The 26,691-nt window shown below is 71.4% G+C and carries 24 protein-coding genes and 1 riboswitch; of the genes, 17 read left to right on the forward strand and 7 right to left on the reverse strand.

The features are described 5' to 3' along the window. Positions 1 to 348 precede the first annotated feature (348 nt). A complete protein-coding gene (locus tag OHO83_RS35855; protein WP_266668341.1) occupies positions 349 to 1,146 on the forward strand; it encodes a carbon-nitrogen hydrolase family protein in 798 nt (265 codons plus the stop codon). A gap of 56 nt (positions 1,147 to 1,202) precedes the next feature. Beyond that, positions 1,203 to 2,906, forward strand: a complete 1,704-nt coding sequence (locus tag OHO83_RS35860) for a flavin monoamine oxidase family protein (RefSeq protein WP_330280296.1) — start codon at positions 1,203 to 1,205, stop codon at positions 2,904 to 2,906. A 41-nt stretch (positions 2,907 to 2,947) separates the two neighbouring features. Here the strand turns inward: OHO83_RS35860 and OHO83_RS35865 are convergent, their stop codons facing one another. Beyond that, a complete protein-coding gene (locus OHO83_RS35865; protein ID WP_330280297.1) occupies positions 2,948 to 3,877 on the reverse strand; it encodes an LLM class F420-dependent oxidoreductase in 930 nt (309 codons plus the stop codon). Positions 3,878 to 3,981: 104 nt separating this feature from the next. Continuing rightward, positions 3,982 to 4,686: a DUF5995 family protein gene (locus tag OHO83_RS35870; protein WP_329436093.1), complete on the reverse strand. Its 705-nt coding sequence runs from the start codon at positions 4,684 to 4,686 to the stop codon at positions 3,982 to 3,984. Between the two features lie 108 nt (positions 4,687 to 4,794). Here OHO83_RS35870 and OHO83_RS35875 point away from each other — a divergent pair, with 108 nt between their 5' ends. Next, entirely contained in the window at positions 4,795 to 5,988 is a 1,194-nt protein-coding gene (locus OHO83_RS35875) for a glycoside hydrolase family 6 protein (protein WP_443066072.1), read from the forward strand. On the opposite strand, the gene OHO83_RS35880 is transcribed toward OHO83_RS35875, so the two are convergent. Then, positions 5,970 to 7,376 carry a uracil-xanthine permease family protein gene (locus OHO83_RS35880; RefSeq protein ID WP_227293614.1) on the reverse strand — a complete coding sequence of 469 codons (1,407 nt, stop codon included), beginning with the start codon at positions 7,374 to 7,376 and terminating at the stop codon, positions 5,970 to 5,972. The genes OHO83_RS35875 and OHO83_RS35880 overlap by 19 nt on opposite strands. A 204-nt stretch (positions 7,377 to 7,580) precedes the next feature. Here OHO83_RS35880 and OHO83_RS35885 point away from each other — a divergent pair, with 204 nt between their 5' ends. Next, positions 7,581 to 8,852 (forward strand): alginate lyase family protein, encoded by a 1,272-nt coding sequence (locus tag OHO83_RS35885; protein ID WP_266668332.1) that lies wholly within the window; start codon positions 7,581 to 7,583, stop codon positions 8,850 to 8,852. A gap of 96 nt (positions 8,853 to 8,948) precedes the next feature. Beyond that, positions 8,949 to 9,407 (forward strand): acyl-CoA thioesterase, encoded by a 459-nt coding sequence (locus OHO83_RS35890; protein WP_266668330.1) that lies wholly within the window; start codon positions 8,949 to 8,951, stop codon positions 9,405 to 9,407. Here OHO83_RS35890 and OHO83_RS35895 read toward each other — a convergent pair. After that, entirely contained in the window at positions 9,367 to 10,587 is a 1,221-nt protein-coding gene (locus OHO83_RS35895) for an MFS transporter (RefSeq protein ID WP_330280298.1), read from the reverse strand. The genes OHO83_RS35890 and OHO83_RS35895 overlap by 41 nt on opposite strands. A 140-nt stretch (positions 10,588 to 10,727) precedes the next feature. Here OHO83_RS35895 and OHO83_RS35900 point away from each other — a divergent pair, with 140 nt between their 5' ends. The 10 genes from OHO83_RS35900 (at position 10,728) to OHO83_RS35945 (ending at position 20,109) form a co-directional block, all read left to right on the forward strand. Beyond that, complete coding sequence (locus tag OHO83_RS35900) at positions 10,728 to 11,918, forward strand: ROK family transcriptional regulator (protein WP_266668327.1); 1,191 nt, start codon at positions 10,728 to 10,730, stop codon at positions 11,916 to 11,918. Between the two features lie 251 nt (positions 11,919 to 12,169). Further along, positions 12,170 to 12,300, forward strand: a riboswitch (FMN riboswitch). 303 nt (positions 12,301 to 12,603) lie between these two features. Next, positions 12,604 to 13,212 carry a riboflavin synthase gene (locus tag OHO83_RS35905; RefSeq protein WP_100597450.1) on the forward strand — a complete coding sequence of 203 codons (609 nt, stop codon included), beginning with the start codon at positions 12,604 to 12,606 and terminating at the stop codon, positions 13,210 to 13,212. 2 nt (positions 13,213 to 13,214) lie between these two features. Beyond that, complete coding sequence (locus OHO83_RS35910; protein ID WP_266569488.1) at positions 13,215 to 13,859, forward strand: nicotinamide mononucleotide transporter family protein; 645 nt, start codon at positions 13,215 to 13,217, stop codon at positions 13,857 to 13,859. After that, on the forward strand, positions 13,856 to 15,208 hold the full coding sequence (locus OHO83_RS35915; protein ID WP_266668325.1) for a bifunctional 3,4-dihydroxy-2-butanone-4-phosphate synthase/GTP cyclohydrolase II: 1,353 nt from the start codon (positions 13,856 to 13,858) through the stop codon (positions 15,206 to 15,208). Before OHO83_RS35910 ends, OHO83_RS35915 begins: the two co-directional genes overlap by 4 nt. Positions 15,209 to 15,281: 73 nt before the next feature. Beyond that, positions 15,282 to 15,767: a 6,7-dimethyl-8-ribityllumazine synthase gene (ribH, locus tag OHO83_RS35920; RefSeq protein WP_266668323.1), complete on the forward strand. Its 486-nt coding sequence runs from the start codon at positions 15,282 to 15,284 to the stop codon at positions 15,765 to 15,767. 34 nt (positions 15,768 to 15,801) lie between these two features. Next, positions 15,802 to 16,074, forward strand: coding sequence for a phosphoribosyl-ATP diphosphatase (locus OHO83_RS35925; RefSeq protein ID WP_100597453.1), 273 nt, complete (start codon positions 15,802 to 15,804; stop codon positions 16,072 to 16,074). Positions 16,075 to 16,136: 62 nt separating this feature from the next. Next, a complete protein-coding gene (gene hisG, locus OHO83_RS35930; protein ID WP_266668320.1) occupies positions 16,137 to 16,985 on the forward strand; it encodes an ATP phosphoribosyltransferase in 849 nt (282 codons plus the stop codon). Between the two features lie 11 nt (positions 16,986 to 16,996). Next, positions 16,997 to 17,449 (forward strand): PH domain-containing protein, encoded by a 453-nt coding sequence (locus OHO83_RS35935; RefSeq protein WP_266668318.1) that lies wholly within the window; start codon positions 16,997 to 16,999, stop codon positions 17,447 to 17,449. A 231-nt stretch (positions 17,450 to 17,680) separates the two neighbouring features. Then, positions 17,681 to 19,015, forward strand: coding sequence for a hemolysin family protein (locus OHO83_RS35940; protein ID WP_266668316.1), 1,335 nt, complete (start codon positions 17,681 to 17,683; stop codon positions 19,013 to 19,015). Further along, positions 19,012 to 20,109: a hemolysin family protein gene (locus OHO83_RS35945; RefSeq protein ID WP_266668314.1), complete on the forward strand. Its 1,098-nt coding sequence runs from the start codon at positions 19,012 to 19,014 to the stop codon at positions 20,107 to 20,109. The genes OHO83_RS35940 and OHO83_RS35945 overlap by 4 nt, the downstream gene beginning before the upstream one ends. A gap of 54 nt (positions 20,110 to 20,163) precedes the next feature. Here OHO83_RS35945 and OHO83_RS35950 read toward each other — a convergent pair whose 3' ends face one another. Together OHO83_RS35950 and OHO83_RS35955 are read right to left on the reverse strand one after the other, a co-directional pair. Further along, positions 20,164 to 22,038, reverse strand: coding sequence for an AAA family ATPase (locus OHO83_RS35950; protein WP_266668312.1), 1,875 nt, complete (start codon positions 22,036 to 22,038; stop codon positions 20,164 to 20,166). A 433-nt stretch (positions 22,039 to 22,471) separates the two neighbouring features. Further along, a complete protein-coding gene (locus tag OHO83_RS35955; protein ID WP_329436105.1) occupies positions 22,472 to 23,113 on the reverse strand; it encodes a uridine kinase family protein in 642 nt (213 codons plus the stop codon). 201 nt (positions 23,114 to 23,314) lie between these two features. Between OHO83_RS35955 and OHO83_RS35960 the strand changes: the two genes are divergently transcribed. Beyond that, a complete protein-coding gene (locus OHO83_RS35960) occupies positions 23,315 to 24,682 on the forward strand; it encodes a peptidase C39 family protein (protein ID WP_330280299.1) in 1,368 nt (455 codons plus the stop codon). 285 nt (positions 24,683 to 24,967) lie between these two features. Beyond that, positions 24,968 to 25,114 carry an SCO1431 family membrane protein gene (locus tag OHO83_RS35965; RefSeq protein ID WP_266566660.1) on the forward strand — a complete coding sequence of 49 codons (147 nt, stop codon included), beginning with the start codon at positions 24,968 to 24,970 and terminating at the stop codon, positions 25,112 to 25,114. Between the two features lie 233 nt (positions 25,115 to 25,347). On the opposite strand, the gene OHO83_RS35970 is transcribed toward OHO83_RS35965, so the two are convergent. Further along, positions 25,348 to 26,589: a glycoside hydrolase family 18 protein gene (locus tag OHO83_RS35970; RefSeq protein WP_330280300.1), complete on the reverse strand. Its 1,242-nt coding sequence runs from the start codon at positions 26,587 to 26,589 to the stop codon at positions 25,348 to 25,350. Positions 26,590 to 26,691: the final 102 nt, after the last annotated feature.

The raw sequence follows: 26,691 nt of genomic DNA on the forward strand, positions 1-26,691 counted from the left end.
CGGCACGTTGAAGTCGCCGGTGCCCTGCACGACCGTCTGAGAGGTGCCGCCGAGCCCAGGCTCCGCGGCACCTTCGTCATTTCCGCGTCGGGGCTCGGTCAGGTGCAGCCCAGGATCCCCACCGGGCACGTCGGACCCCGGCCGGCTTCCCCTCGTCGGCCGCGGAGGCCGCCTCGTACGGACTGCGACCGGGAGCTCACCCGGACGCGCAACAAATCGCCGCCGACGGCTCATCAGGCGCAACAGATCGCATGAGAAGACGCAACAGTCCCGTCTTGTCCCGCCGGTCCGCGGAAACGTACCGTCTTATCCGATCCCCCTCCCTTTCGCACGCTCCCTAGGACGACCATGCCGCCGCTGCGCACCGCCCTGCTCCAGAGCTCCGGCCGCCCCGGGTCCGTCGCCGAGAACCTCAAGGTGCTCGACGAGGCCGCGGGCCGCGCCGCCGCGACCGGAGCCCGGCTCCTGGCAGCCCCCGAGATGTTCCTGACCGGGTACGCGATCGGCGACGACGTGGCCCGCCTCGCCGAGCCCGCCGACGGACCCTCCGCGCAGGCCGTCGCCGAGATCGCGGCCCGCCACGGTGTCGCCGTGGCCTACGGCTACCCGGAGCGCGACGGGGAGCTGGTGTTCAACTCGGCGCAGCTGATCGCCCCCGACGGCACCGGCATCGCGAACTACCGCAAGACCCACCTCTTCGGCTGCTTCGAGCGCGACTCGTTCACGCCCGGCGACCAGGCCGTCGTCCAGGCCGAGCTCGACGGTGTCCGCATCGGCCTCATGATCTGTTACGACGTCGAGTTCCCGGAGAACGTGCGCGCGCACGCCCTCGCCGGAACCGACCTGCTGCTCGTGCCGACGGCCCAGATGCACCCGTACCAGTTCGTCGCCGAATCGGTCGTTCCCGTGCGGGCCTTCGAGAACCAGATGTACGTCGCATACGTCAACCGGGTCGGCCAGGAAGGGGAGTTCGAGTTCGTCGGGCTCTCCACGCTCGCCGGGCCCGACGGGGTCGCCAGGGCGCGCGCCGGCCGCGGCGACGAGCTGATCTGCGCCGACGTGGACCCCGCCTTCCTGGCCGCGTCCCGCGAGGCCAACCCGTACCTCAGCGACCGCCGCCCGGGCCTGTACACGCCGCTGATCTGAGCCCCGCGCCGCCCCGAACCCTCAGTACCTCAGTTCCCGCAAGGAGTCCGTACCCCATGACGTCCACGGTGCCCAACGCCGTCCAGCACACCGACGCGCAGCCGCCCATCACGATGTTCGGGCCGGACTTCCCGTACGCCTACGACGACTTCCTCGCGCACCCCGCGGGCCTCGGCCAGATACCGGCGACCGAGCACGGCACCGAGGTCGCGGTCATCGGTGGCGGCCTCTCCGGGATCGTCGCCGCGTACGAGCTGATGAAGATGGGCCTCAAGCCCGTCGTGTACGAGGCGGACGAGATCGGCGGCCGGCTGCGCACGGTCGGCTTCGAAGGCACCCCCGCCGAGGCCGCCGGGCTGACCGCGGAGATGGGCGCGATGCGCTTCCCGCCGTCGTCGACCGCGCTCCAGCACTACATCGACCTGGTGGGCCTGGAGACGCGGCCCTTCCCCAACCCGCTCGCCCCCGAGACCCCGTCGACCGTCGTCGACCTCAAGGGCGAGTCCCACTACGCCAACACCGTCGACGACCTGCCGCAGGTCTACCGCGACGTCATGAACGCGTGGAACGCCTGTCTCGAAGAGGGCGCCGACTTCTCCGACATGAACCGCGCGATGCGCGAGCGCGACGTGCCGCGCATCCGCGAGATCTGGTCGAAGCTCGTCGACAAGCTCGACAACCAGACGTTCTACGGGTTCCTCTGCGACTCCGAGTCCTTCAAGTCCTTCCGGCACCGCGAGATCTTCGGCCAGGTCGGCTTCGGCACCGGTGGCTGGGACACCGACTTCCCGAACTCCATCCTGGAGATCCTGCGCGTCGTCTACACCGAGGCCGACGACCACCACCGCGGCATCGTCGGCGGCTCCCAGCAGCTGCCGCTGCGCCTGTGGGAGCGCGAGCCGGAGAAGATCGTCCACTGGGCGTACGGCACCTCGCTCGCCGAGCTGCACGACAGCCGCAAGCCGCGCCCGGCCGTGACCCGGCTGCACCGCACCGTGGGCAACCACATCACGGTCACCGACGCGTCGGGTGACATCCGCACCTACCAGGCGGCGATCTTCACCGCGCAGTCGTGGATGCTGCTGTCCAAGGTCGCGTGCGACGACTCGCTCTTCCCGATCGACCACTGGACGGCGATCGAGCGCACCCACTACATGGAGAGCTCGAAGCTCTTCGTCCCGGTCGACCGGCCGTTCTGGCTGGACAAGGACGAGGAGACCGGGCGGGACACGATGTCCATGACGCTCACCGACCGCATGACGCGTGGCACGTACCTGCTCGACGACGGCCCGGACAAGCCGGCCACCATCTGCCTGTCGTACACCTGGTGCGACGACAGCCTGAAGTGGCTGCCCCTGTCGGCGAACGAGCGCATGGAGGTCATGCTCAAGTCGCTCGGCGAGATCTACCCGAAGGTCGACATCCGGAAGCACATCATCGGCAACCCGGTGACCGTGTCCTGGGAGAACGAGCCCTACTTCATGGGCGCGTTCAAGGCGAACCTGCCGGGTCACTACCGCTACCAGCGCCGCCTGTTCACGCACTTCATGCAGGACCGCCTCCCCGAGGACAAGCGGGGCATCTTCCTCGCGGGCGACGACATCTCCTGGACGGCCGGCTGGGCCGAGGGCGCCGTGCAGACCGCGCTCAACGCGGTCTGGGGCGTCATGCACCAGCTGGGCGGCGCGACGGACGGCACCAACCCCGGCCCCGGTGACGTGTACGACGAGATCGCGCCGGTCGAGCTGCCCGAGGACTGATCGGCGTGCGGGCCCCGGCGGACTGCCGGGGCCCGCATCGCTCAGACCCCGGCCTCGCGCGCGGCCGTGAACACCTCGGCCGCGACATCCGTCAGCTCGTCCGCGTCGCGGGCGAGACCCTGGAGGTCGATCAGGATCTCCTCGAGGCCCACCGCGTCGTGCGCGACCAGATCCTCGACGATCTGCGCGACGTTGCCCTGGAACGGGCGGCGGTCGTCGCCCTTGTACTCGTCGCGCGTGTAGGTCGTGTTCACCCGCAGCACGCTCTGGATGGGCTCCTTGCGGCCGCGCTCCTCGGCCAGTTCCCGAAGGCCGCGCCACTGCTCGGCGAGCTGCTCCGCGCCCGCGGCCCCCGGCATCCAGCCGTCGGCGCGGTCCACGAGCCGGCGTGCGGCCTTCGGGCTGTTCGCCGGCAGCAGCACCGGGATCGGCCCGGCGGGCTTCGGCCCCACCACGGACGGCGCGATGGTCGTCAGCTCGCCCTCGTAGCTCACCGGGTCGGGGCCCCACACGGCCTCGAACACGTCGAGCAGCTCGTCCAGGACCTGGCCGCGCTTTTCGAACGGGGCCACGGCGGCGGCCGCGTACTCGTCGTGGGACCATCCCGTGCCGATGCCCGCGACGACGCGGCCACCGCTGGCCGCGTCCAACGAGGCCAGCGCGCGAGCCAGTTGGAACGGTACGTGCAGCGGGGCGACAAGGACGCTCGTGCCGAGCCGGGCCCGCTCGGTGGCGGCGGCGGCCAGGGTGAGGGAGACCAGCGGGTCGGCGACCGAGCGGTACTGGTCCGGCCAGGGGAGGCCGGGGACCCCGTACAGGCCCTGGCGGGCGGGCTCGGGGAACAGGATCCGCTCGAAGACCCACAGGCTCTCGTAGCCGATCTCCTCGGCGGCGCGGGCCACCGCCGGGATGTCGCGCCCGATGTCGTACTGCTTCATCTGGGGGAGGCTGAGGCCGAGTCGGGTCGCCATGCAGGTGCTCCTTCGCGTTCGCATCAGGGATCGCTCGCGTAACTCCTCGTCAACGTACAGCGATCACGCGGGAGTTCCGCGGCGAAGACGGGCGCGTGGCCGGATCAGTCCGGAAGAGGTGTGAGCAGCATGCGGCCGACCAGCCCGACCGAGGTGTCGAGGCGTCGGACGAACTCCTCGGTGACGTCCGGGAATTCACGCAGCACCCACAGGGCGCGGGCCGCCGCCCAGGCACCGTCCCTGGCGCGTTCCAGGGTCCAGGAGCCGAGCAGATGGGTCAGCGGGTCGGCGATCTGGAGCAGATCGGGGCCCGGCATCAGATCTTCGCGGATGCGCTCCTCCAGCGAGACGAGGAGATCGCCCACGCGGTCGAACTCATCCTCCACGTCGGCCGGTTCGCAGCCGAGCGTACGGCAGGTGTCCACGACGGCGAGCGCCAGATCGTGGCCGATGTGCGCGTTGATGCCCGAGAGGGCGAACTGCAGTGGGCGTACGCCTGGATGGCGGCGGTACTGGAGCAGCGGACGCCAGCAGGCGGGCGGACGGTCCTCGGGGGAGCTGGTTCCGACGGCCGCGAGATAGCGCCCGGCGAACCGAACGTCCAGCGTGGCCGCGGCCTCGGCGTCGGCGAACCGGCCGCCGTCGATGTGCCGGTCGACCTCTTCCGTGACGGACAGATAGACCCGGTTGAAGACGGCCACACCGTCGCGGGCGGGCCAGGACGCGGCCAGCTCACGCATCCGGGCCACCACGGAGTCGACCCCGCGCGCGGCGGGCGTGCACTTCGCGAACCGTTCCAACTGCGCCATGGGGGCAGGTTCTCAAGCCTAGGGTGGCGCGGGTACCGCCTGGCCGGGGGCTTCCCCAGAACGGGGGAACGGGCCGGGCGCCGCGCGTGGGGGGAAGGGGAGAACAGCGTGTCAGGCTTACGTGCGCAGAGGCTGGCCGAGCGTCGCGCCGAGCGCAGGGGCGCGGCCCGCCGGGGGGCCATGGCGGCGGCCGCGTCGCTGGTCGCGGCGGTCGGCACGGTCACCGGGGTGGTGTCGGCGCTCGACGGGTCCGGGGGCGGCGATGTGGCGCGGCCCCGGGTGACGCGTTCGCCCGACCTGCTTCCGCTGCCCGCCGTGCCGACCGCGACATCCGCCCCGGCCTCGGGCCCCTCGCCCTCCCTGTCGAGTTCGAAGACCGTGAAGCAGAAGCCGAAGCCCACTCCGAGGGCGTCCACGGGGAAGTCCGTGGCGCCCGCCTCCACGCGCCTGTACCGGCACACCGACTCCCAGGTCCTCGACTGGGCCAGGGCCCACCGCTCCGACCCGCGTCGCCCCCTCATCGAGTCGCGGATCGCCGACCGGCCCGCCGCGGTCTGGTTCGCCGACTTCACGCCCGGCACCATCACGTCCCGGGTGCGTGCGGTGACGTCCACGGCGGCGCGCGAGGGCCGGGTGCCGGTGCTCGTGCCGTACGCGATCCCCGAGCGCGACTGCGGGGGTGCCTCGGAGGGCGGGGCGCCCGACATCGCCGCGTACGACGGCTGGGTGCGGAGGTTCGCGGCGGGCCTGGGATCGGGCGAGGTCGTCGTGATCCTCGAACCCGACGCGCTCTCCCAGACCGAGTGCCTCTCCGGCGGGCAGCTCGCCGACCGGTACGCGGCGCTGGCCCGCGCGGGCCGCGCCTTCAAGTCGGCGAACCCCAGAGCCAGGGTGTACTACGACGCCGGTCACTCCGACTGGAACCCCGCCGGTACTCAGGCGGCCCGGCTGCGGGCGGCGGGCGCCGCGTCGCCGGCCTCGTCCGACGGCGTCTTCACGAACGTCTCCAACTTCAACCGCACGTCCGCCGAAGTGGCCTACGCCCGCCGGGTCCTGGCGGCGATGGGCGGCCCGCCGTCCCTGGGCGCCGTGATCGACACCAGCCGCAACGGCAACGGCGCCCCGGCGGACGGCGCGTGGTGCGACCCCTCGGGCCGCAAACTGGGGCAGGCGCCGACCCTGCGCACCGGGGAGCGCGGGATCGACGCCTACTTGTGGGTGAAGCTGCCGGGGGAGTCGGACGGCTGCAAGGGCGAGCCGGGAACGTTCGCCCCCGACTACGCCTACGACCTGGCGGACTGACCGCCGTCGTCCGAGGGCGGGTCGTCGTACGTCGAGGTGCCCGAGTCGAGGAGCGGCTCCTGCGTCTTGAGGTGCGCGGGGGCCATGGCGCGCAGCGCGTGGTAGCCGGTGATGACGACGATGGTGCCCAGCGCGATGCCGCTCAGCGAGAAGTTGTCGGTGAACTTCAGGGACACGTTGCCGACGCCGATGATGATGCCCGCGGCGGCGGGGACGAGGTTCAGCGGGTTGCGCAGGTCGACCTTGGCGTTGATCCAGATCTGCGCGCCGAGCAGGCCGATCATGCCGTAGAGGATGACGGTGATGCCGCCGAGCACGCCGCCCGGGATGGCGGCCACGATCGCGCCGAACTTGGGGCACAGGCCGAAGAGCAGGGCGAAGCCGGCGGCGGCCCAGTACGCGGCCGTCGAGTAGACGCGGGTCGCGGCCATCACGCCGATGTTCTCGGAGTACGTCGTGTTGGGCGGGCCGCCGACCGCGGTGGAGAGCATGGAGCCGACACCGTCGGCGGAGATCGCGGTGCCGAGCTTGTCGTCGAGGTCGTCGCCGGTCATCTCGCCGACGGCCTTGACGTGTCCGGCGTTCTCGGCGATCAGCGCGATCACTACGGGCAGCGCGACGAGGATCGCCGACCACTGGAACGACGGCGCGTGGAAGGAGGGCAGGCCGATCCAGTCGGCCTTGCCGACACCGGACAGGTCCAGGCGCCAGTGGTCGACGGCCTCGGCGCCGCCGGAGGGCGAGTGGATCCGGCCGAAGATCCGGTCGAACACCCAGGAGATGCCGTAGCCGAAGAGCAGCCCGAGGAAGATCGCGATGCGGGACCAGAAACCGCGCAGGCACACGACGGCCAGACCGGTGAACAGCATCACGAGGAGCGCGGTCCACTGGTCCTGCGGCCAATACGTCGACGCCGTCACCGGCGCGAGGTTGAACCCGATCAGCATGACCACCGCACCGGTGACGATCGGCGGCATCGCGGCGTGGATGATCCGCGCGCCGAACTTCTGCACCGCGAGCCCCACCAGGAACAGCGCGGCGCCGACCACGAACACCGCTCCGGTCACCGTCGCGCTGGTCCCGCCCTGCGCCCGGATCACCGCGGCGACGCCGACGAAGGAGAGCGAGCAGCCCAGATAGCTGGGCACGCGGCCACGGGTGGCGAGCAGGAAGATCACGGTCGAGACGCCGGACATCATGATCGCGAGGTTCGGGTCGAGACCCATCAGGACGGGCGCCACGAAGGACGCGCCGAACATCGCGACGACGTGCTGGGCGCCGAGCCCGAGTGTGCGCGGCCAGGAGAGCCGCTCGTCCGGGCGCACGACGGCGCCTGGAGCCGGGGTGCGCCCGTCGCCGTGAAGTTTCCAGCGCACACCGAGGTCCATATGAGTTCTGCTTTCTGTGGTGCTTCCGTGGCTCGAAATGATCGCCGCCATGTTAATGCGCCGTAAGGCCCCTTTCGCGCCACGGCCGACGGCCCCGATCCCATCCATGAATCCCTGCCGGGGGCATTGTCACGCCCACCTCGGCGCCCTACGCTCACACGGCTCGATCCATGAACGTCGTTCAGATATGTGATGGGAGTTGTGATGCGTGCCAGATCCCGTGTGCGTCTCGGTGCCCTGCTCACTGCCGCGGCGGCCCTCGCCGCCGTGCTGGTCCCGGCCCAGTCCGCGACGGCCGGCGTGAGCGCCCCGCGTACCGCCGTCCTCGACGGCGAACGCCTGCTGCGGACCAAGCAGCGCCTCGACCACGGCGACCCGCAACTCAAGCGCACCGTAAGGGACTTGACGGCCCGCGCCGACACCTGGCTGGACCAGGGCCCCTGGACCGTCGTCGACAAACCGAAGCCCGCGCCCGGCGGCGACGTCCACGACTACCTGAGCCAGGCCCCCTACTGGTGGCCCTCGCAGACGCCCACCGCCGACAACCCCTGGGGCTGCCCGTACGTCCAGCGCGACGGGCAGCGCAACCCCGAGGTCGACACCGGGACCGACCGCCAGGACGTGGAGAAGGTCTTCGACTCGACGTACGACCTCGCCCTCGCCTGGTACTACACGGGCCGCAAGGAGTACGCGGAGAAGGCCGCCACGGTCCTGCGCACCTGGTTCCTCGACCCGGACACGCGCATGAACCCGAACCTGGACCACGCCCAGTTCATCCCCTGCAAGTACGACGGCCGGGCCATCGGCATCATCGACTTCTCGCAGTCGTACACGAGCGTCACCGACGCCGTCGCCCTCCTCGGCACGGGCGCCCCCGGCTGGTCGAAGGGTGACCGCTCGGCGATGGGGGAGTGGAACAGGGACTTCCTCGGCTGGCTCGTGAACAGCGACTTCGGCGCGCAGGAGGGCGCCGCCGAGAACAACCACGGCACGTTCTACGACCTCCAGGTCGCGGCCCTCGCCTACGCCACCGGTGACACCGCCCTCGCCCGCCGCACCGTCCTCGACGCCCGAGCCAGGCGCATCGCCCCGCAGATCGCGGGCGACGGCAGTCAGCCGCAGGAACTCGCCAGGACCCGCAGCTGGCACTACTCGACCTTCGACCTGGTCGCCTACACCCGGCTCGCCGCGATCGGGCGGCATGTCGGCGTGGACCTGTGGTCGTACCGCGGCCCGGACGGGCAGAGCCTGTTCAAGGCCGTCGACTATCTGTTGCCCGCGGCCACCGGGGAGACCGCGTGGCCGCACCCCGAGCTGGAGTTCCACCGGTTCGCGGCGAGCGACATCGTGCACGCCGCCGCCGACGCCGGGAGCGCCGCGGCGAAGCGGGCGGTCCCGCATCTGGAGACGCCGCCCGGCGGGGACCTGTGGGCGCTGCGCCCGGCGGCCGAACAGCTCGACTCGATCGCGGGCTGAACGGGTCGCGTCACCCCGACCCGGCCTCCTGAGCGTTTGCTTAGTTCAAGGTCGTACGATGGGGCTCTTGTACGTACCGCATCAGGAGCCCCACCCGTGACCGCCGAAGCCCTCGCCCGCCCCGCCCAGTCCCACGGACAGCTCGTCCCCGTCACCGTCCACTTCGACGACCTCGACGCGCTCGGCCTGCTCCACAACGCCCGCTACCCGGTGATGGTCGAGCGCGCCTGGACCGCGCTGTGGGCGGAGCGCGGCCTCGTCTTCGAGGGCGACTGGGTGGCGGCCGGCGACTTCTGCAACGCGGTCAAGGAGCTGCGCATCACCTACGACGCGCCGGTCAGCCGCCCCGGCGCGTACGCCGTGCATCTCTGGCTCGACCGGCTCGGCACCACCGGCCTCACGTACGGCTTCCGCTTCTGCTCGGCCGACGGTGGGACGACCTACGCCCACGGCACGCGTGTCCTCGTCCGCCTCGATCCGGCCACCCTGCGCCCCGCCCCCTGGAGCGAGATGTTCAGGAACCTTGGCCGTGAACTCCTGCGGACGCAGGACTGACCTCGGCCTGCTTCGTCCGCGTACGGTCCCCCGTGCGCAGCACCCCCGCGAACACCGCGAGCCCGCACGCCAGGAACGTCACCAGGCCGAACGACACCACCAGGCTCGTCGCGTCGGCGACCGTCCCGATCGCGGAGGGGGCGATGAGCCCCGAGGTGTACGTGATGGTGGCGACGCCGGCGATGGCCTGGCTCGGATTCGGTCCGCTGCGCCCCGCCGCCGCGAAGGCGAGCGGTACGACCACCGCGATCCCGAGGCCCATCAGGCCGAAACCGGCCATCGCGACCGCCGGATTCGGCGCCACCACCACGAGCAGTCCGCCGAGCGCGGCGCCGACCCCGCCGACCCGCACGGTGCGCACCGCGCCGAACCGGTCCACGATCCTGTCGCCGGCGAGCCGCGCCACGGCCATCGTGAGCGTGAACGCGGTGGTGCACGCGGCCGCGAGTCCGGCGGACGTGTCGAGGACGTCCCGCAGATAGACCGCCGACCAGTCCAGGCTCGCCCCCTCGGCGAAGACGGCACAGAAGCCGACCGCGCCGATCAGCAGCGCCGACCTGGGCGGCAGCGCGAAGCGCGGCGGCGGCTCCTCGTCCTCCGTGGGGTGCAGGTCCAGCACGCCGCCGCACGCGATGAAGCCCACGGCCGTCAGGGTCGCCGCGGCGAGCAGATGGTGCAGACGCGCGTCGGAGCCGAGGTGCGCGGCCAGCGTGCCGGCCGCCGATCCGATGAGGGCGCCCACGCTCCACATGCCGTGCAGGCTCGACATGATCGACCGGTCGAGTCGGTTCTCGACCTCGACGCCCAGCGCGTTCATCGCCACGTCCGACATGCCCGCCGACGCGCCGTACGCGAACAGCGCCACGCACAGCACGGCCAGATTCGGCGCGAGTGAGGGCAGGATCAGCGCGAGCGTCCACAGGGCGAGCAGGCCGCGCAGCGCCGTGCGCGCGCCGAACCGGTGGCTCACCCAGCCCGCGAGCGGCATCGCCACCGAGGCGCCGAGCGCGGGGAAGGCGAGCGCGATACCGAGCTGGCCCGCGCTGACCCCCGCGTGGTCCTGGATCCAGGGCACACGGGTCGCGAAGGACCCGGTGACCGCTCCATGGACGCAGAAGACAGTCGCGACCGCATAGCGCGCGCGCTTCAACTCCCTTGCCCTGTAAACCACTTCGCTCATCCGGCGTGCCCCTCCCGATCCGTCCCCAGGCTGCTGGCGTAAACTATCAGGAACCCTGCCTGATAAATAGTCGGTTTCCCACCGGTCTCCCCGCACGGCCCCGGTCCCGGCAGCGAAGGCGATCTGAAAGGATCCGCGCCATGCCCGCATCACCGAGTACCGCCAGGGCCATCAACGACCGGCTCGCGCTGCGCCTCCTCCAGAGCGAAGGCCCCCTGACGGCCGGGCAGTTGAAAGAGCTCACCGGCCTGTCCCGGCCCTCCGTCGCCGACCTCGTCGAGCGGCTCACGGCCCAGGGCCTGATCGAGGTCGTCGGCGAAGCAGGCGCCCAGCGCCGCGGCCCCAACGCCAAACTCCACGGGATCGTCTCCGGGCTCGCCCATCTCGCCGCGCTCGACGTCCGCACCGAGGGCGTCACCCTCACCGTCGCCGACCTCGTGGGCACCGTCCTCGCCGAGGCATCCGCGCCCATCGACGACGAAGGGGGCACCGGCCCCGCCGTCGAACGGGCCGTCGCCCTGGTCGAGCGCACCGCGAAGGAGGCGGGCGCCGAGCCCCTGCACACCGTGGGAATCGGCGCCCCCGGCCTCGTCGACCCCGTCACCGGTGAACTCCGTGACTCGTCGGGCCTGCCTGAGTGGCACCGTCGCCTCGTCGCCGCCCTCCACGAACGCCTGCCGGCCCGCGTCCTGGTGGAGAACGAGACCAACCTCGCCGCCCTCGCCGAACAGCGCGACGGCGCCGCCCGCGACCGCGACACGTTCGCCCTGCTCTGGCTGGGCCACGGCATCGGCGCCGCCGTCGTCCTCGACGGCGTCCTGCGCCGAGGGGCCTCCGGCGGCACTGGCGAGATCGGCTTCCTGCCCGTGCCGGGCACGGCCGGACTCCCGTCCGCGACCGGGTGTGACGGAGGCTTCCACTCGCTGGCCGGATCCGCCGCCATCGCCGAACTCGCCCGCGCCCACGGCCTGGTGGACCCGGCGGCCGCACCGGGGGAGCCGGCCGCCGCGGCGCTCGTCCGCGAAGCGGTACGGGCGGAGCCCGGGACGCCCGCCGCACGCTTCCTCGACGCACTCGCCGGCCGGCTCGTCCTCGGGGCCGCCTCCGTCGTCGCCGTCCTCGACCCCGGCTGCCTCGTCCTGGGCGGCGAGGTCGGCCGCGCGGGAGGCGACCGCCTCGCGACCCTCGTCGCCACCCGCCTCGCCGCCATGTCTCCCCTGCCCACCGAGGTGCGGGCCGGCGCCCTCGGCGGCGCGGCGGTGCTGCGGGGAGCGCTGCTCATGGCGCGGGACGGGGCGCAGGACGACCTCTTCGCGCCGACGGACCGCTGAAAGTCCGCGCACGGCTCCGCGGTGGGATGTCCCTCGCCCGCTCAGAACCGGCGACAGCCCTGCGCGAGCCCGAACATGTGCGGACGGCGGACTCGAACGCGTCGGCGGTTGCGATCGTCGCGCTCTTACCCTGGCAGAGGTGACCGCCCGGAACGCTGCGCGAGTCCACGCACACGGCCTGTGAGCCAGCCCACAGTCGATCACCCGTTTGGCCCACGCGTGGACGTGGCACACTGGCCCTGTACCAGAAGCAGCGCACTCCGGGGTCGGTGAAAGTCCGAACCGGCGGTTACAGTCCGCGACCCGGTCGCTTCCAGCGGCCGGTTGACCAGGTGAAATTCCTGGACCGACGGTTAAAGTCCGGATGGGAGGCAGTGCGCGGCGGGCGGGCATTCGTGCGCGCCGCCGTCTGTTTCGACTTGTCCTCAGGGACAGGTCTCATTCGGCGTCGTCCTCGGTGTCCTCGCCCGTACGTTCTGTCGCCGTATCGCGACAGTGCCCCGGAGTCCGTGCCCGAAGAGGCAGGAGGACCCGGTGGCCACCACTTCCGCAGTGCCCGCCCGGCGAGCAGCCGTGCGCCCGCACGCGTCCTTCGCTCCTTCAGGAATCCCCGCCGGCCCTGAGGCGTTGCGCCTCACCGCCGCCCTTGTCGGCCCCGCGGCCCCTGCAACGAAGGAGCACTGAAGTGTTCACCGGAATCGTCGAAGAGCTGGGCGAGATCACTGCCGTCGAGGAACTCGGCGACGCCTCCCGCTTCAGGCTGCGCGGCCCCGTCGTCACCGAAGGGGCCCGTCACGGCGACTCCATCGCCGTCAACGGCGTCTGTCTGACGGTCGTGGAGCACGAGGGCGACGAGTTCACCGCCGATGTCATGGCGGAGACCCTCGACCGCTCCAGCCTCGGCGCCCTCGCGGTCGGCTCCCGGGTCAACCTGGAGCGCCCCACCGCTGTCGGCGCGCGCCTGGGCGGACACATTGTGCAGGGACACGTCGACGGCACGGGCAGCATCGTCGAGCGCAAGCCGTCGGAGAACTGGGAGATCGTCAAGGTCTCGCTCCCGGCGCACCTCGCGCGCTACGTCGTCGAGAAGGGCTCCATCACCGTCGACGGAGTGAGCCTCACGGTCGTCGACGCGGGCCCCGACTACTTCACCATCAGCCTCATCCCCACCACCCTCGCCCTGACCACGCTCGGCCTGAAGCAGGCCGGCGACCCGGTCAACCTCGAGGTCGACGTCATCGCCAAGTACGTCGAGCGGCTGCTCGGCGACCGTGCCCAGGAGGCCACCAAGTGAGCCTGAACTGGCTGAACTCCGAGGCGTTCACGCTCTTCGGCCAGCACATCATGTGGTCCGACATGATCGGCAACACCGTCGGTCTGGTCGCCCTCGCGCTCGGCTGGCGCCGCTCGATCTGGACCTGGCCCGCGCAGCTCGTCTCCGGCCTCATCCTGCTCACGGCCTTCGCGACAGCCCACCTCTCGGGCAGCGCGGGCAAGCAGCTCGTGGTCATCGTCGTCGCCGGGTGGGGCTGGTGGCAGTGGAACCGCGGCAAGGGGCAGGCCCAGGACGGCTCCCTCGCCGTCCGGTTCGCCACCTGGCGCGAGCGCGGCTACCTGCTGGGCGCCGCCGCACTCGGCACCCTGGCGGTCGGCGGCCTGTTCACCGCCTTCCCCACGCTTTCGTGGGACCCCTGGCCGGACGCGTACATCTTCGTCGGCACGATCGTCGCCATGTACGCCCAGGCGCGCGGCATGGTCGAGTTCTGGTTCGCCTGGCTGCTCGTCGACCTGGTGGGCGTACCGCTGAACTTCGCCAACGGATTCGCCTTCTCCGGTTTCGTCTACGTGATCTACGGCGCGCTCGTCCTGTGGGGCATGCGCGACTGGTGGCTGCGGTCCCGCTCGGCCTCGCAGCCCGCCCTGGAAGGAGCACCGGCATGACCTCCCACCCGTCTCCCACCACCGCCCTCAACGAGGCGCTGCGCGCCGCTCCTGCAGGCACCAACGTCTGGTACAGCACCTCGCACGACGAGGACACCTCGGACCTGTCGCTCGACCCCGTCGAGCAGGCGATCCGCGACATCGCGAACGGCCGGCCCGTCGTGGTCGTCGACGACGAGGACCGCGAGAACGAGGGCGACCTCGTCATCGCGGCCGAGAAGGCGACCCCCGAGGTCGTCGCCTTCATGATGAGCGAGTGCCGCGGCCTGATCTGCGCTCCCATGGAGAACGACGAGCTGGAGCGCCTCCAGCTGCCGCAGATGGTCGAGAACAACACCGAGTCGATGCGCACCGCCTTCACGGTCTCCGTCGACGCGGGCCCCGCGCACGGCGTGACCACCGGCATCTCCGCCGCCGACCGCGCCACCACGCTCCAGCTCCTGGCCGGCGGCACCGCCGAGGCCGGCGACTTCGTGCGGCCGGGCCACATCTTCCCGCTGCGCGCCAAGTCCGGCGGCGTCCTGGTCAGGAACGGCCACACCGAGGCGGCCGTCGACCTCGCCCGGCTCGCGGGCCTGCGCCCCGCCGGCGCGATCGTCGAGATCGCGGGCGAGGACGGCACGATGCTGCGCCTGCCCGAGCTCATCCCGTTCGCCCGCAAGCACGGCCTGACGATCATCTCCATCGAGGACCTGATCGCCTACCGCCGCTCCTCCGAGCCGACGGTCCGCCGTGAGGCAGAGGTCAATCTGCCCACCGCCTTCGGCGACTTCACGGCATACGGCTACCGCTCCACGGTCGACGGTGTCGAGCATGTCGCCCTCGTCCACGGCGAGATCGGCGACGGCGACGACGTCCTCGTGCGGGTCCACTCCGAGTGCCTCACCGGCGACGTCTTCCACTCGCTGCGCTGCGACTGCGGCCCCCAGCTGGAGGAGTCGATGCGGCGCATCACCGAGGAGGGACGCGGCATCGTCGTCTACCTGCGCGGCCACGAAGGACGCGGCATCGGCCTGCTCTCCAAGCTGCGCGCCTACGAGCTCCAGGAGCGCGGCCGCGACACGCTGGACGCCAACCTGGAACTGGGTCTTCCGGCCGACTCGCGGGACTACGCGGCGGGCGCCCAGATCCTCGAGGACCTCGGCGTGCGCGGCCTGCGCCTGCTGACCAACAACCCCGACAAGACCGACGCGCTCCTGCGGCACGGCCTCAAGGTCGTAGCCCGCGAGTCCATGCCGGTCCAGGCGGGCGAGCACAACCTCCGTTACCTGCGCACCAAGCGGGACCGGATGGGCCACGACCTGCCCTGGCTGGACGCCCCCGCGTCCACGACCTGCGCGAACCAGTAGCCCGTACCCCCTTCAGACGACACACGACACACAGCACACAGCACACAGCACCACACAAGCACTGAGGAGCAACGTGAGTGGCAAGGGCGCACCCGAACTGTCCGTACGCAACTGCGGTGACCTGCGCGTCGCCGTCATCGCGGCGCAGTGGCACGAGAAGGTGATGGACGGCCTCGTGGACGGCGCCCTGCGCGCCCTGCACGAGCTCGGCATCGACGAGCCGACCCTCCTTCGGGTCCCGGGCAGCTTCGAGCTCCCCGTCGTCGCCAAGGTCCTCGCGGGCCGCGGCTACGACGCGATCGTCGCCCTCGGCGTCGTCATCCGGGGCGGCACCCCGCACTTCGAGTACGTGTGTCAGGGCGTCACCATGGGGCTCACCCAGGTCTCCATCGACACCGGCGTCCCCGTCGGCTTCGGCGTGCTGACGTGTGACACCGAGGAGCAGGCCCTCGACCGCGCCGGAATCGAGGGCTCGAACGAGGACAAGGGCCACGAGGCCGTCACGGCGGCCGTCGCCACGGCGGCCACACTGCGCTCGGTCAGCGAACCCTGGCGCTGAGTGGCCGGGCGAACCCCGTAGTCTTAGGACCATCATGGCGAACAAAACCTTCGAAGAGCTCTTCGCCGAGCTTCAGCTCAAGGCCAAGAACGGCGACCCCGCGACGTCCCGCACCGCCGAACTGGTGGACAAGGGTGTCCATGCCATCGGCAAGAAGGTCGTCGAGGAGGCCGCCGAAGTCTGGATGGCCGCCGAGCACGAGGGCAAGGAGGCCGCTGCCGAGGAGATCTCGCAGCTGCTGTACCACGTCCAGGTGATGATGGTCGCCCGGGGAATCTCCCTCGACGACGTCTACGCCCACCTCTAGAGCCGGCGTCAAGTTCCCACTCGCACGTCACACCCCTCCTGAACGCAAAGGAATCCGACCTCATGCTGCGCATCGCCGTCCCCAACAAGGGTTCACTGTCCGGACCTGCGTCGGCGATGCTCCATGAGGCCGGATACCAGCAGCGCAAGGAGTCCAAGGAGCTCGTCCTCGTCGACCCGGTCAACGAGGTGGAGTTCTTCTACCTGCGGCCCAAGGACATCGCGATCTACGTGTCCTCGGGCAAGCTCGACATCGGCATCACCGGCGAGGACCTGCTGATCGACTCCGGCGTCAACGCCGAGGTCATCCTGCCGCTCGGCTTCGCCCGCTCCACGTTCCGCTTCGCGGCCAAGCCGGGCACCGTCTCCGGCCTCGAGGACCTCGCGGGCAAGACGATCGCCACCTCTTACGAGGGCATCGTCGGCAAGCACCTCGCCGAGTCCGGCGTCGACGCCTCCGTCGTCCACCTCGACGGCGCCGTCGAGACGGCCATCGAGCTGGGCGTCGCCCAGGTCATCGCGGACGTCGTCGAGACCGGTACCTCCCTGCGCAACGCGGGCCTCGAGGTCTTCGGCGAGCCCATCATGAAGTCCGAGGCCGTCGTGATCCGCCGCTCCGGCGCGGCTGCCGAAGAGCCCAAGGTCCAGCAGTTCCTGCGCCGTCTCCAGGGCGTCCTGGTCGCCAGGACGTACGTGATGATGGACTACGACTGCCGCGCCGAGCACCTGGAGCAGGCCGTCGCCCTCACCCCGGGTCTCGAGTCGCCGACGGTCTCGCCCCTGCACAACGAGGGCTGGGTCGCCGTCCGTGCGATGGTCCCCGCCAAGAGCGCCCAGCGCATCATGGACGACCTGTACGAACTCGGCGCGCGGGCCATCCTGACCACGGCCATCCACGCCTGCCGCCTCTGAGGACCGCACCCATGTCCGAAGTCCCCACGCTGCCCGTCACCTTCCGGCCGGCCCGCACCCGGGCCGTCCTGCTCGGCCTCGGCGGCGCGATGTTCGTCACTCTCACCGCCATCGCCCTCATGCTGGGCAGCCTCAACCCGGGCGACCGACTCACGTTCATCTTCACGGGGGCGCTCCTCCTCGGCGGGCTCGTCCTGCTCGCCCGGCCCAAGGTCGTGGCGGACGACGAGGGCGTCACCGTGGTGAACATCGCACGCAGCCGCCGCCTGGCCTGGGCGGAGATCGTCCAGGTCACCCTGCGGCCCGGCGACCCCTGGGTGTTCCTCAACCTCAGCGACGGCACAAGCCTTGCGGCCATGGGCATCCAGCCCGCCATGGCCAAGGAGCGTGCCCTCGCCGACGCGCGTGCCCTGCGCGCCCTCAGCGAGGCCCGCTCCACGGCCTCCGTGGAACTTCAGGGCTGACTCAGGGCCGCACGCCCTGACGCTTCCACCCCCGTCTTGATTAATCTGGTGGCGGGGCGCGCGCACATCGCCGCCCCGCTCCCGACCACGGGTCCGCCAGGGCCCCGGGGGTTTCCTGCTAACCGAGGAGTGACTCCCTCCGGCGATGGACGGTTCGTCCTGCAGTACATGCGCCGCCCCCTCCCGACATAGCGCGACCGAATTGCGCGTTGTGTGCGCGGAGGCGGCGGCATGACCATCCCTTTGTTGCTCCTCGGAGCCGCATTCCTGCTGATCCTGGCCAACGGCTTCTTCGTGGCGGCCGAGTTCGGCCTCGTCACGGTGGAGCGCGCCGACGCCGAGAAGGCCGCGGCCGAAGGCGACCGACGGGCCCGTACCGTCGTGAACGCCCTCAAGGAGCTGTCCTTCCAGCTCTCCGGCACCCAACTCGGCATCACCATCACCTCACTGGTCGTCGGCATGCTCGCCGAACCGGCGCTCGCCACGCTGCTCGCGGGGCCCTTCACCGCCGTCGGTGTACCGCCAGGCGCCGTCGGCGGCGTCTCCGTGGTCTTCGGCATGCTCCTGGCCTCCGCCGTGCAGATGGTGATCGGCGAGCTCGTGCCGAAGAACTGGGCGGTGTCCAAGCCGCTCCAGGTCGCCCGGTTCGTCGCGGGCCCCCAGCACGTGTTCTCGCGCCTCTTCAGGCCCGTCATCGCGCTGCTCAACGCCGTGGCCAACCGCGCCGTACGCGCCCTGGGCGTCGAGCCCGCCGACGAGCTGGCCTCGGCCCGCACCCCCGGTGAACTCGTCTCCCTGGCCAGACACTCCGCGCAGGCGGGCACCCTGGAGCAGGACACGGCGGACCTGTTCGTCCGCACCCTGTCCCTCGGCGAGCTCACCGCCCAGCACGTCATGACGCCGCGCGTGAAGGTCAGCGCGCTCCAGTCCTCGGCGACCGCCGAGGACGTCGTCAACCTCACGCGCGCCACCGGCCTCTCCCGCTTCCCGGTCTACCGCGAGCGGATCGACGAGATCGTCGGCATGGTGCACCTCAAGGACGCCCTGGCGGTGCCCGCGCACGAGCGGCTGCGCACTCCCGTGAGCCGCATCGCCCAGGCCCCGCTGCTCGTCCCGGAGACGCTGCCGGTGCAGCCCCTCCTGGAGCGCCTGCGCAGCGAGCAGCCCATCGCCGTCGTCGTCGACGAGTACGGCGGCACGGCCGGGGTGGTCACCCTGGAGGACATCGTCGAGGAGCTCGTCGGCGAGGTCCGCGACGAGCACGACCGCCTCGACCTGCCCGAGCTCGCGGTCGCCCCGTCCGAGGACGGCCGCCCCGCGTGGGACGCCGACGGCAGCTGCCGGGTCGACATCCTGCGCCGCATAGGACTCGACGTACCGGAAGGCCCGTACGAGACCGTCGCAGGTCTCGTCGCCGATCTGCTGGGCCGGATCCCCGCGCCCGGTGACCGGGCCGAGCTGCCCGGATGGCGGCTCGCCGTGCGTCAGGTCGACCACTACCGCGCGGAGCGCGTCCGGATCGTACGGAGCGCGGACGCCGCCCAGCTGGCGGAGGCCGCCCGATGAGCGCGCTCCAACTGTTCTTCACCGTCCTCCTCGTGCTGGCCAACGGTTTCTTCGTGGGCGCCGAGTTCGCCCTCGTCTCCGTGCGCCGCAGCCAGATCGAGCCCCTGGACACCAAGCGGGCCCGGCAGGTCCTGTACGGCCTGGAGCACCTGCCGCAGATGATGGCGGCGGCCCAGTTCGGCATCACCGTCTGCTCCTTGACGCTCGGCGCGGTCGCCGAGCCGACGGTCGCCCATCTGCTGGAGCCGCTCTTCGAGGCGATGCACCTGCCCGAGGGAATGATCCACCCCCTCGGCTACGTCATCGCGCTCGCCGCCGTCGTCAGCCTCCACCTCGTCATCGGCGAGATGATCCCGAAGAACCTCGCGATGGCGGCGCCGGAGAAGACCGCCCTCTGGTTCAGCCCCGGCCTCGTCGCCTTCGCGCGGCTGTGCCGGCCGGTCACCGTCGCCCTCGGCGCCTGTGCCCGGCTCGTGCTGAAGCTGTTCGGGGTCGAGCCGAGGGACGAGGTCGAGGCGGTCTTCACCAGCGTGCAGCTCGGCCGGCTCGTCGAGGACTCCGGACAGGCGGGGCTGCTCGAACCCGAGGCGCAGGAACGCCTGGAGGACGCCCTGGAGCTGGGCTCGCGCCCGGTCACCGACGTCCTGCTCGACCGGGCGTCCCTGGTCACGGTCGGCCCCTCGGTCACCCCCGGCCAGGTCATCGAGCTGACAGGCCGTACGGGCTACTCCCGCTTCCCGGTCTGCGCGGAGGGGGGCGCCTTCATGGGCTATCTGCATGTGAAGGACGTCCTCGACCTGATCGACTCAGCCGACCACGACCGCGCGGTGCCGCAGCAGATCTGGCGTCCCATGACGACGCTGCGCGCGGAACTCCCGCTCGACGACGCCCTGACGGTGATGCGCCGTGCCGCGACGCATCTCGCGCAGGTCGCCGACGCCTCGGGCCGGGTCCTCGGCCTGGTCGCTCTGGAAGACGTCCTGGAGATGCTCGTCGGCGAGGTCCGTGACCCCGCGCACCGGGACGCTCAGGCGCCCGGGGCACGGGTGGCGGAGCCGCGGGCCGAGGCGCCGGAGGAGGCGCTGGCCGGCTGACAGGCGTACACGGCGAAGGGGCGGGTCCCGGATCGGGCCCGCCCCTTCGCCGTGTCACATCGCGGACGGATCCTGGGGCCCGCGCCCCGAGAGCACCTCACCGTACGCCTGCATCAGATCGGGTAGCCGCAGCGTCGACAGGTCGTCCCGCGTCGGAGTCGTCGTGTACCCCGTCAGCCGCAGGTCCCGGTAGGCACACGACTTCTCGTACAGCGTCCGCAGGAACCTTCCGTTGCCGAGCTCGTCGATCCAGCCCTGGTCGACGACGTGTCCGCTGATGGAGCGCAGCTCGTCGAGCGCCTCCTCGTCCCACATGTCCCCGTTCTCCGCGGCGAGCACCTCGCCGATCGAGGTGAGTTCGAGGGGCCGGTACGAGGGGAAGTCGACCCGCGTCGTGAAGCGCGAGGACAGTCCGGGGTTCGCCGCGAGGAGGCGGTCCATGCCCTCCGGGTAGCCCGCGAGGATCACCACGAGGTGGTCCCGGTTGTCCTCGGCGCGCTTCAGGAGGACCTGGAGCGCCTCGTCGCCGTACGCGTCGCCCTTGCCGTAGCCCGAGTTCGACAGGGCGTACGCCTCGTCGACGAAGAGGACGCCGCCGATCGCCGAGTCGATCAGCTCGTTCGCCTTCACGGCCGTCTGGCCCAGATACTCACCGACCAGGTCGGCCCGCTGGGCCTCCACGAGATGGTCGCCGCCGAGCAGCCCGAGCGCGTAGAAGACGCGGCCGAGGATACGGGCCACGGTGGTCTTGCCCGTGCCGGAGGGGCCCGAGAAGACGAAGTGCCGTTTCGGCGGTTGCACGGGAAGGCCCTGACCGGCCCGCAGACGCGCCATGTTCAACTGCGCCGAGAGCGCCTTCACCTGCCGCTTCACCGGTTCCAGGCCGACCATCCGCTCCAGCTCGGCGAGGGCCTCCTCGAGCAGTGCGGGGTCGGCGGGGCCGGCGGGCAGTTGCGGCGTGATCGGTACGACGGCCTTCTCACGGACCGCGTCGGTCTCGGCGGACACGGCGCCGGGCGGCGGCAGATCGGGCTCGCTCACCTTCAGGTTCCGCCCGTCGCCCTCGTACAGCGGGTCCATCGACTCGGAGCCGTCCAGCACGTCCTGGCCGAGCCCGGTCATCGTGAGGGGGCTGAGGTCCGTGCCGTCGCCGAAGTCGCCGTACCCGTCGCTCTCGGCGATGGCCGCGAGGCGGGCCGAGGTGTCCATGAAGGCGGGGTCCACGCGGTGCACGGCCCGGTACAGGGGGAGCGCGGCGGCGGAGCGGCCGGTGCCCTCGTGCGCGCGGGCCAGCCAGTAGCGCAGCTCCTTGCGCTGGGGCTGCTCACTCCGGCAGCGCATCAGCGCGGCGGACAGGAGCGGCTCGGCCTGCCCGTACATCTCCAGGCGCACCCGGGCCATCCCGCCGAAGAGCCCGGCCTCGATGCCGAGCAGCCCGTCGTCGAGCAGCGGGTCCGTGTGCCGGACCAGCTGCTCCCAGTCCTTGACAAGGTAGGCGCGGCAGGCGTGGAGGAACCGCACCTGCGGATCGGCGTCCACCCGCGGCAGCGTCGCCAACGCCCCGTCCAGGTCCGGCACATGGCGCCCGTCGAGCCAGTGCGACGCGTGGGCGAGCAGCAGATCGCGCGGCCGCTCGAGCACGGGCTGCACCCACCAGCCGAGCCAGTACCAGGAGTTCAGGGTGCGCCGGTGCCGGGTGCGCTGCTCGCCGAACCGGTCGCGGTGCCGGAACATGCGCAGCAGCGCCGTCGTCGTGTCGATGCGTAACGCGTGCAGCCCCAGCCAGCCGTCGGCCATGCCGGGATCCATCCGGACCGCGGCCCGGAACTCCTCCTCGGCCTGCGGATAGGCGCCCATGGTGTAGGCGTCCACGCCACGCACCCAGGCGAGGTCGGCCGGGCCGGGCGAGCCCTGTGTGCCGAAGTCCATCACGTCCCCCACAAACCGTGCCCCCGTGGTGCGCCGCCGGGCCGGTGCCCGCCGGCTCCTGCGTCGAACCGATGTGCCGTGGACGGGAGTTGTCACGGTGCGGACCGCGAGCCGTCCGTAAGCCGCACCGAGAGGCATCGTACCTGCGCAGCAGTCGTCGGCCGAGGGCGCCGCAGGGCCGGATCCGAGGCGGACGGCGCAGGTGAGGGTGGGGCCTGACGGTGACCGAGGGTGAACGAATCAGGGCTCACCGCACCCCCGAAGGGAGCAACAGGGCAGAACGAAGCCCCCGATCACGGGGGAACAACCGGGGGCTTCGCGTCTGCCGGCGGCCCCGAAAGACCGCACATTCAGAACGTAAGTCCTGTACGGCCCCTCGGTCAAGCCGAGTTGAGGCACTCGCGCAAACTGGCGGAAGGGGCTTCGGAAGGGGTCAGCGCGCTGCCGACGGCCCTTCACGGTGAGTGACGGAAGGCGTCGAAAGTCGGGCCTCGGGAGGCATCTGACGTGCCTCGTAGCCCTCAGGACACTCGCGCACCAATGTCCGGGCGAAGGGGCGCGAGGGGTCGTCGGCGAAGTGCGCGCGCTCCGCACGGATCCAGCCGTCCCAGAACTCGCTCTGCGCCGGCCCGTCCCGTCGCCGCCCCCGTTCCCAGGACACCTCCTGAGGCGTGTCCATCCACAACAGCCCCGCCAGGAACGGCCGCACGGCGCGCCGGCCCGCGCCCACGCCCTCCATCAGAACCACCGGCGCCGGCGCCAGGGCGCGCGGCGGGCAGAAGCGCCGGGCGTTCCAGTCGTACGGCTCGTACCGGGCGCTCTCGCCTCGGGAGAGCGGATCGATGACCTGCTCACGCAGCCGCGCCGTCCAGCCGAAGAGGGCGTCGTGGCTGGCGAGATCGTCGAGGTGCAGGACGGGCGCCCGACCGAGTGCCTCGGCGAGCCCGGCGGCGAACGTCGACTTGCCGGAGCCCGCGTGGCCGTCGACGGCGATCAGCCGCACCGGGCCGCAGGAGGGCGGCAGGGCGCGCAGGGTCGCGGCGAGCCGGGGGAGCGGCATGTGCTGGAAGGTCATCGCCCGCAAGGGTACGGGAGGCGCTCGTCCGGTTTCCCGCGCGCCGCCGCAGGTCATGCCAGTGGTACAGGCCAATATTGGTCACCACGACAGGCCCGGAAACGCTGGTGGAAGTCAGCGGGTACCGGCCATAGTTGGCGCACTGTCGTGCACCTCACCCGCCCCTTTACGGATACCTCGTCGACTGGGGGAGCCCCGCCCATGAACCGACCCGAACCTCTGTCCCGCAGAACCCTGCTCACCGCCGCCGCGGCCACCGCGGGCGCAGCGGCGCTCGCCACGACCGCGGGTACCGCCGTCGCGGGAACCGGCGCACCGGCCCGCGCCCACGCGGCCCCGAGCCTGGTGGACAACCGCGCCTGGACCTCGCACTCGGACTGGCGCTCCGGTACGGCGGCCGGCACCCGCGCGGTCGCCGGGTCCCGCCCCGGCCTGACGCTCGCGACCCCCGAGGGCCGCACCGACTACACGGATCCGCACACGGGTAAGACCGCCACCTGGGAGTACGGCCGGTGGACCTCCCCGGCCCACCGCCTGTCGGTGCCCGCCACCGAGGTCATCGCCTCCTGGAACGCGCGCACCCCGGCCGGTACCTGGATCCAGATCGAACTCCAGGGCACGTACTCCGACGGCGCGGCGACGCCCTGGTACGTGATGGGTCGCTGGGCCGCCGGCGACCAGGACATCCGGCGGACCTCCGTCGACGACCAGTCGGACGGAAAGTCCAGCATCTGGACGGACACCTTCTCGATCGACGACGCGGCCTCGGGCCTGCGCCTCGTCTCCTACCGCCTGCGGCTCACCCTGTACCGCGCGCCGGGCTCCAAGGACTCGCCCCTCGTGTGGCGGCTCGGGGCCATGGGCTCCGACGTCCCGGACCGCTTCTCGGTGCCTGCCTCGACCCCGGGACTGGCCAAGGAACTGGCCGTTCCGCGCTTCTCGCAGAACGTCCACGCGGGCCAGTACCCCGAGTACGACAACGGCGGCGAGGCCTGGTGCAGCCCCACCTCCTCGCAGATGATCATCGAGTACTGGGGCCGCAAGCCCTCCGCGGACGACCTGTCCTGGGTCAACCCGGACTACGCGGACCCGGAGGTCTGCCACGCGGCCCGCTTCACGTACGACTACCAGTACGAGGGCTGCGGCAACTGGCCCTTCAATGCGGCCTACGCGGCGACGTACAAGGATCTTCAGGGAGTCGTCACGCGGCTCGGCTCGCTCAGCGATCTGGAGACGCTGATCGCGGCGGGGATCCCGGCCATAACGTCGCAGTCGTTCCTCAAGGAGGAACTGACGGGCGCGGGTTACGGGACGTCCGGACACCTGATGACGGTGATCGGCTTCACCGCGGACGGCGACGTGATCGCCAACGATCCGGCGTCGCCCAGTGACACGGCCGTGCGCCGCGTCTACAAGCGGTCGGAGTGGGAGAACATCTGGCTGAGGACGAAGCGGTACAACGCCACAGGCAAGGTCGTGTCCGGCACCGGCGGCGTCTGCTACCTGTACTTCCCGGCCCACCCGACCTCGAAGCAGCGCCACGCGCTCGAGGCGGTCGGCGTCCGCTGAGGCACCCGCCGCGGCCCCTCCCGACGCGACCGGGAGGGGCCGCGGCATGTCCTCGACGGCCCCGTGAGCGGACCGGCTCGTGACCGGATCCTCGCCCCCCGTCCGGGCGGGCCCGGCATCGGTGCCGGCGGTGCTTCCCTCGCCGCTGTGTCACCGATGTGAGCCGCACGGCGGCGCAGGGTGGTTGTGCGTGACCAAGCTCTCGCCCGCAACCGGCCGCGGCGGTGGCATGGTGGACGGGTCAGTGGGGGGATGCCACTGCCGGACGACCTCAGCGAGATGCCCATGACCGCGACCACCGTCACGAACCGCGCCGCCCGGACCCGCACCGGCGGTCCCAAGGACAACGGCCCCAAGATCCTCGAGCACATCCTCGGCTGGACGTTCGTCGTGGTCCTCGCCATGTTCGTCACGCAGGCCGGCCTGATGTGACCCGGTTCTCCCCGGCGCCGCGCTCGACGCGCCGGCGCCGGCCCGGGAGCCCCACGAGCCCGTAGAGCCACCGCAGGGGAGAGCACCGGGGTGGCAGGGCGAGCACCGCGTACAGGGGCAGCCCGGCCCAGGCGCCGACCGGCCCACCGGTCCGGCGCCCGCGAGATCCCGACACGACGCGAAGGGGCGGGGGACGCCGCGCATCCCCCGCCCCAAGTGCCGTGCCCGAGCGGCTAGTCGACCGCCTTGATCAGCTCGCCGTTCGTCGTGTCACCGCTGAGCTCCCAGAGGAAGGTGCCTCCGAGGCCCTGCTGGTTCTTGTAGTCCATCTTCCCGGCGATGGTGGCCGGGGTGTCGTAGCTCCACCAGTTGTTGCCGCAGTACGCGTAGGCGGTGCCGCCGACCGTGCCCGTCGCCGGGCACTTCGACTTGAGCTCCTTGTAGTCGTCGATGCCCTGCTCGTACTTGCCGGCCGCCGGGCCCGTGGCCGTGCCGCCGGGCGCCGACTGAGTGACGCCGGTCCAGCCGCGCCCGTAGAAGCCGATGCCGAGCAGCAGCTTCGACGCCGGGACGCCGAGGCCCTTGAGCTTGGTGATGGTGGCGTCGCTGTTGTAGCCCGCCTTGGGGATGCCGCTGTACGAGGTCAGGGGCGAGTGCGGGGCGGTCGGCCCCTGTGCGTCCCAGGCTCCGAAGTAGTCGTACGTCATCGGGTTGTACCAGTCGACGTACTGGGCGGCACCGGCGTAGTCGGTGGCGTCGATCTTGCCGCCGTCGGAGGCGTCGGCGGGGATCGCGGACGTGATGAGCGCGCTGGAGCCGAACTTCGAACGCAGCGCGCTCATCAGGTTCTTGTAGGCGTCGCGCCCGCTGGTGTCGCAGGACAGGCCACAGGCGTTGGGGTACTCCCAGTCGATGTCGATGCCGTCGAAGACATCGGCCCACTTGGAGTTCTCGACCAGGTCGTAGCAGGACTGCGCGAACCCGGCCGGGTCCTTGGCGGCGTCGGTGAACCCGCCCGACCAGGTCCAACCGCCGAAGGACCAGAGGATCTTGAGGTTCGGGTGCAGCTTCTTCAGCTTGAGCAGCTGGTTGAAGTTGCCGCGCAGCGGCTGGTCCCAGGTGTCGGCGACGCCGTCCACCGCCTGGTCCGCGGTGTACGCCTTGTCGGTGGCGGCGTACGAGTCGCCCATCGCGCACTTGCCGCCGGTGACGTTTCCGAAGGCGTAGTTGATGTGCGTGAGCTTGTCGGCCGAGCCGGACGTCTCGATGTTCTTGACGTGGTAGTTCCGGTCGTAGACACCCCATTCGGTGAAGTAGCCGACGACCTTCGAACCGGCCGCGGCTTCCTGGGTGCCGACGTCGTTCTGTGCCGCGGCGGTGCCCGCGGAGGCGAGCAGTCCGGCGCCGAGAACGGCGCAACACGCGGCGGAGAGGAGCGCCCGGAAGGAGGCGCGTGGACGGTGCGGTCTGAGCATCGTGTCTCCTCGTGGGGGAGGGGAGCGTGGGGGGATTTGCTGTGGACCTCGTGGGCGTCGTCACGCGCATGCGTGCCATGCATCTTTGGCATGAACGCGTTA

It is taken from the genome of Streptomyces sp. NBC_00569, from assembly GCF_036345255.1.
Taxonomy (GTDB): Bacteria; Actinomycetota; Actinomycetes; order Streptomycetales; family Streptomycetaceae; genus Streptomyces.

Excerpts from the sequence above, each read along its gene's own strand:
- OHO83_RS35855 (WP_266668341.1), top strand. The coding sequence starts at position 349 with ATGCCGCCGCTGCGCACCGCCCTGCTCCAGAGCTCCGGCCGCCCCGGG.
- OHO83_RS35860 (WP_330280296.1), top strand. The coding sequence starts at position 1,203 with ATGACGTCCACGGTGCCCAACGCCGTCCAGCACACCGACGCGCAGCCG.
- OHO83_RS35865 (WP_330280297.1), bottom strand. The coding sequence starts at position 3,877 with ATGGCGACCCGACTCGGCCTCAGCCTCCCCCAGATGAAGCAGTACGAC.
- OHO83_RS35870 (WP_329436093.1), bottom strand. The coding sequence starts at position 4,686 with ATGGCGCAGTTGGAACGGTTCGCGAAGTGCACGCCCGCCGCGCGCGGG.
- OHO83_RS35880 (WP_227293614.1), bottom strand. The coding sequence starts at position 7,376 with ATGGACCTCGGTGTGCGCTGGAAACTTCACGGCGACGGGCGCACCCCG.
- OHO83_RS35885 (WP_266668332.1), top strand. The coding sequence starts at position 7,581 with ATGCGTGCCAGATCCCGTGTGCGTCTCGGTGCCCTGCTCACTGCCGCG.
- OHO83_RS35895 (WP_330280298.1), bottom strand. The coding sequence starts at position 10,587 with ATGAGCGAAGTGGTTTACAGGGCAAGGGAGTTGAAGCGCGCGCGCTAT.
- OHO83_RS35900 (WP_266668327.1), top strand. The coding sequence starts at position 10,728 with ATGCCCGCATCACCGAGTACCGCCAGGGCCATCAACGACCGGCTCGCG.
- OHO83_RS35915 (WP_266668325.1), top strand. The coding sequence starts at position 13,856 with ATGACCTCCCACCCGTCTCCCACCACCGCCCTCAACGAGGCGCTGCGC.
- OHO83_RS35925 (WP_100597453.1), top strand. The coding sequence starts at position 15,802 with ATGGCGAACAAAACCTTCGAAGAGCTCTTCGCCGAGCTTCAGCTCAAG.
- hisG (WP_266668320.1), top strand. The coding sequence starts at position 16,137 with ATGCTGCGCATCGCCGTCCCCAACAAGGGTTCACTGTCCGGACCTGCG.
- OHO83_RS35935 (WP_266668318.1), top strand. The coding sequence starts at position 16,997 with ATGTCCGAAGTCCCCACGCTGCCCGTCACCTTCCGGCCGGCCCGCACC.
- OHO83_RS35940 (WP_266668316.1), top strand. The coding sequence starts at position 17,681 with ATGACCATCCCTTTGTTGCTCCTCGGAGCCGCATTCCTGCTGATCCTG.
- OHO83_RS35945 (WP_266668314.1), top strand. The coding sequence starts at position 19,012 with ATGAGCGCGCTCCAACTGTTCTTCACCGTCCTCCTCGTGCTGGCCAAC.
- OHO83_RS35950 (WP_266668312.1), bottom strand. The coding sequence starts at position 22,038 with ATGGACTTCGGCACACAGGGCTCGCCCGGCCCGGCCGACCTCGCCTGG.
- OHO83_RS35955 (WP_329436105.1), bottom strand. The coding sequence starts at position 23,113 with ATGACCTTCCAGCACATGCCGCTCCCCCGGCTCGCCGCGACCCTGCGC.
- OHO83_RS35960 (WP_330280299.1), top strand. The coding sequence starts at position 23,315 with ATGAACCGACCCGAACCTCTGTCCCGCAGAACCCTGCTCACCGCCGCC.
- OHO83_RS35965 (WP_266566660.1), top strand. The coding sequence starts at position 24,968 with ATGACCGCGACCACCGTCACGAACCGCGCCGCCCGGACCCGCACCGGC.
- OHO83_RS35970 (WP_330280300.1), bottom strand. The coding sequence starts at position 26,589 with ATGCTCAGACCGCACCGTCCACGCGCCTCCTTCCGGGCGCTCCTCTCC.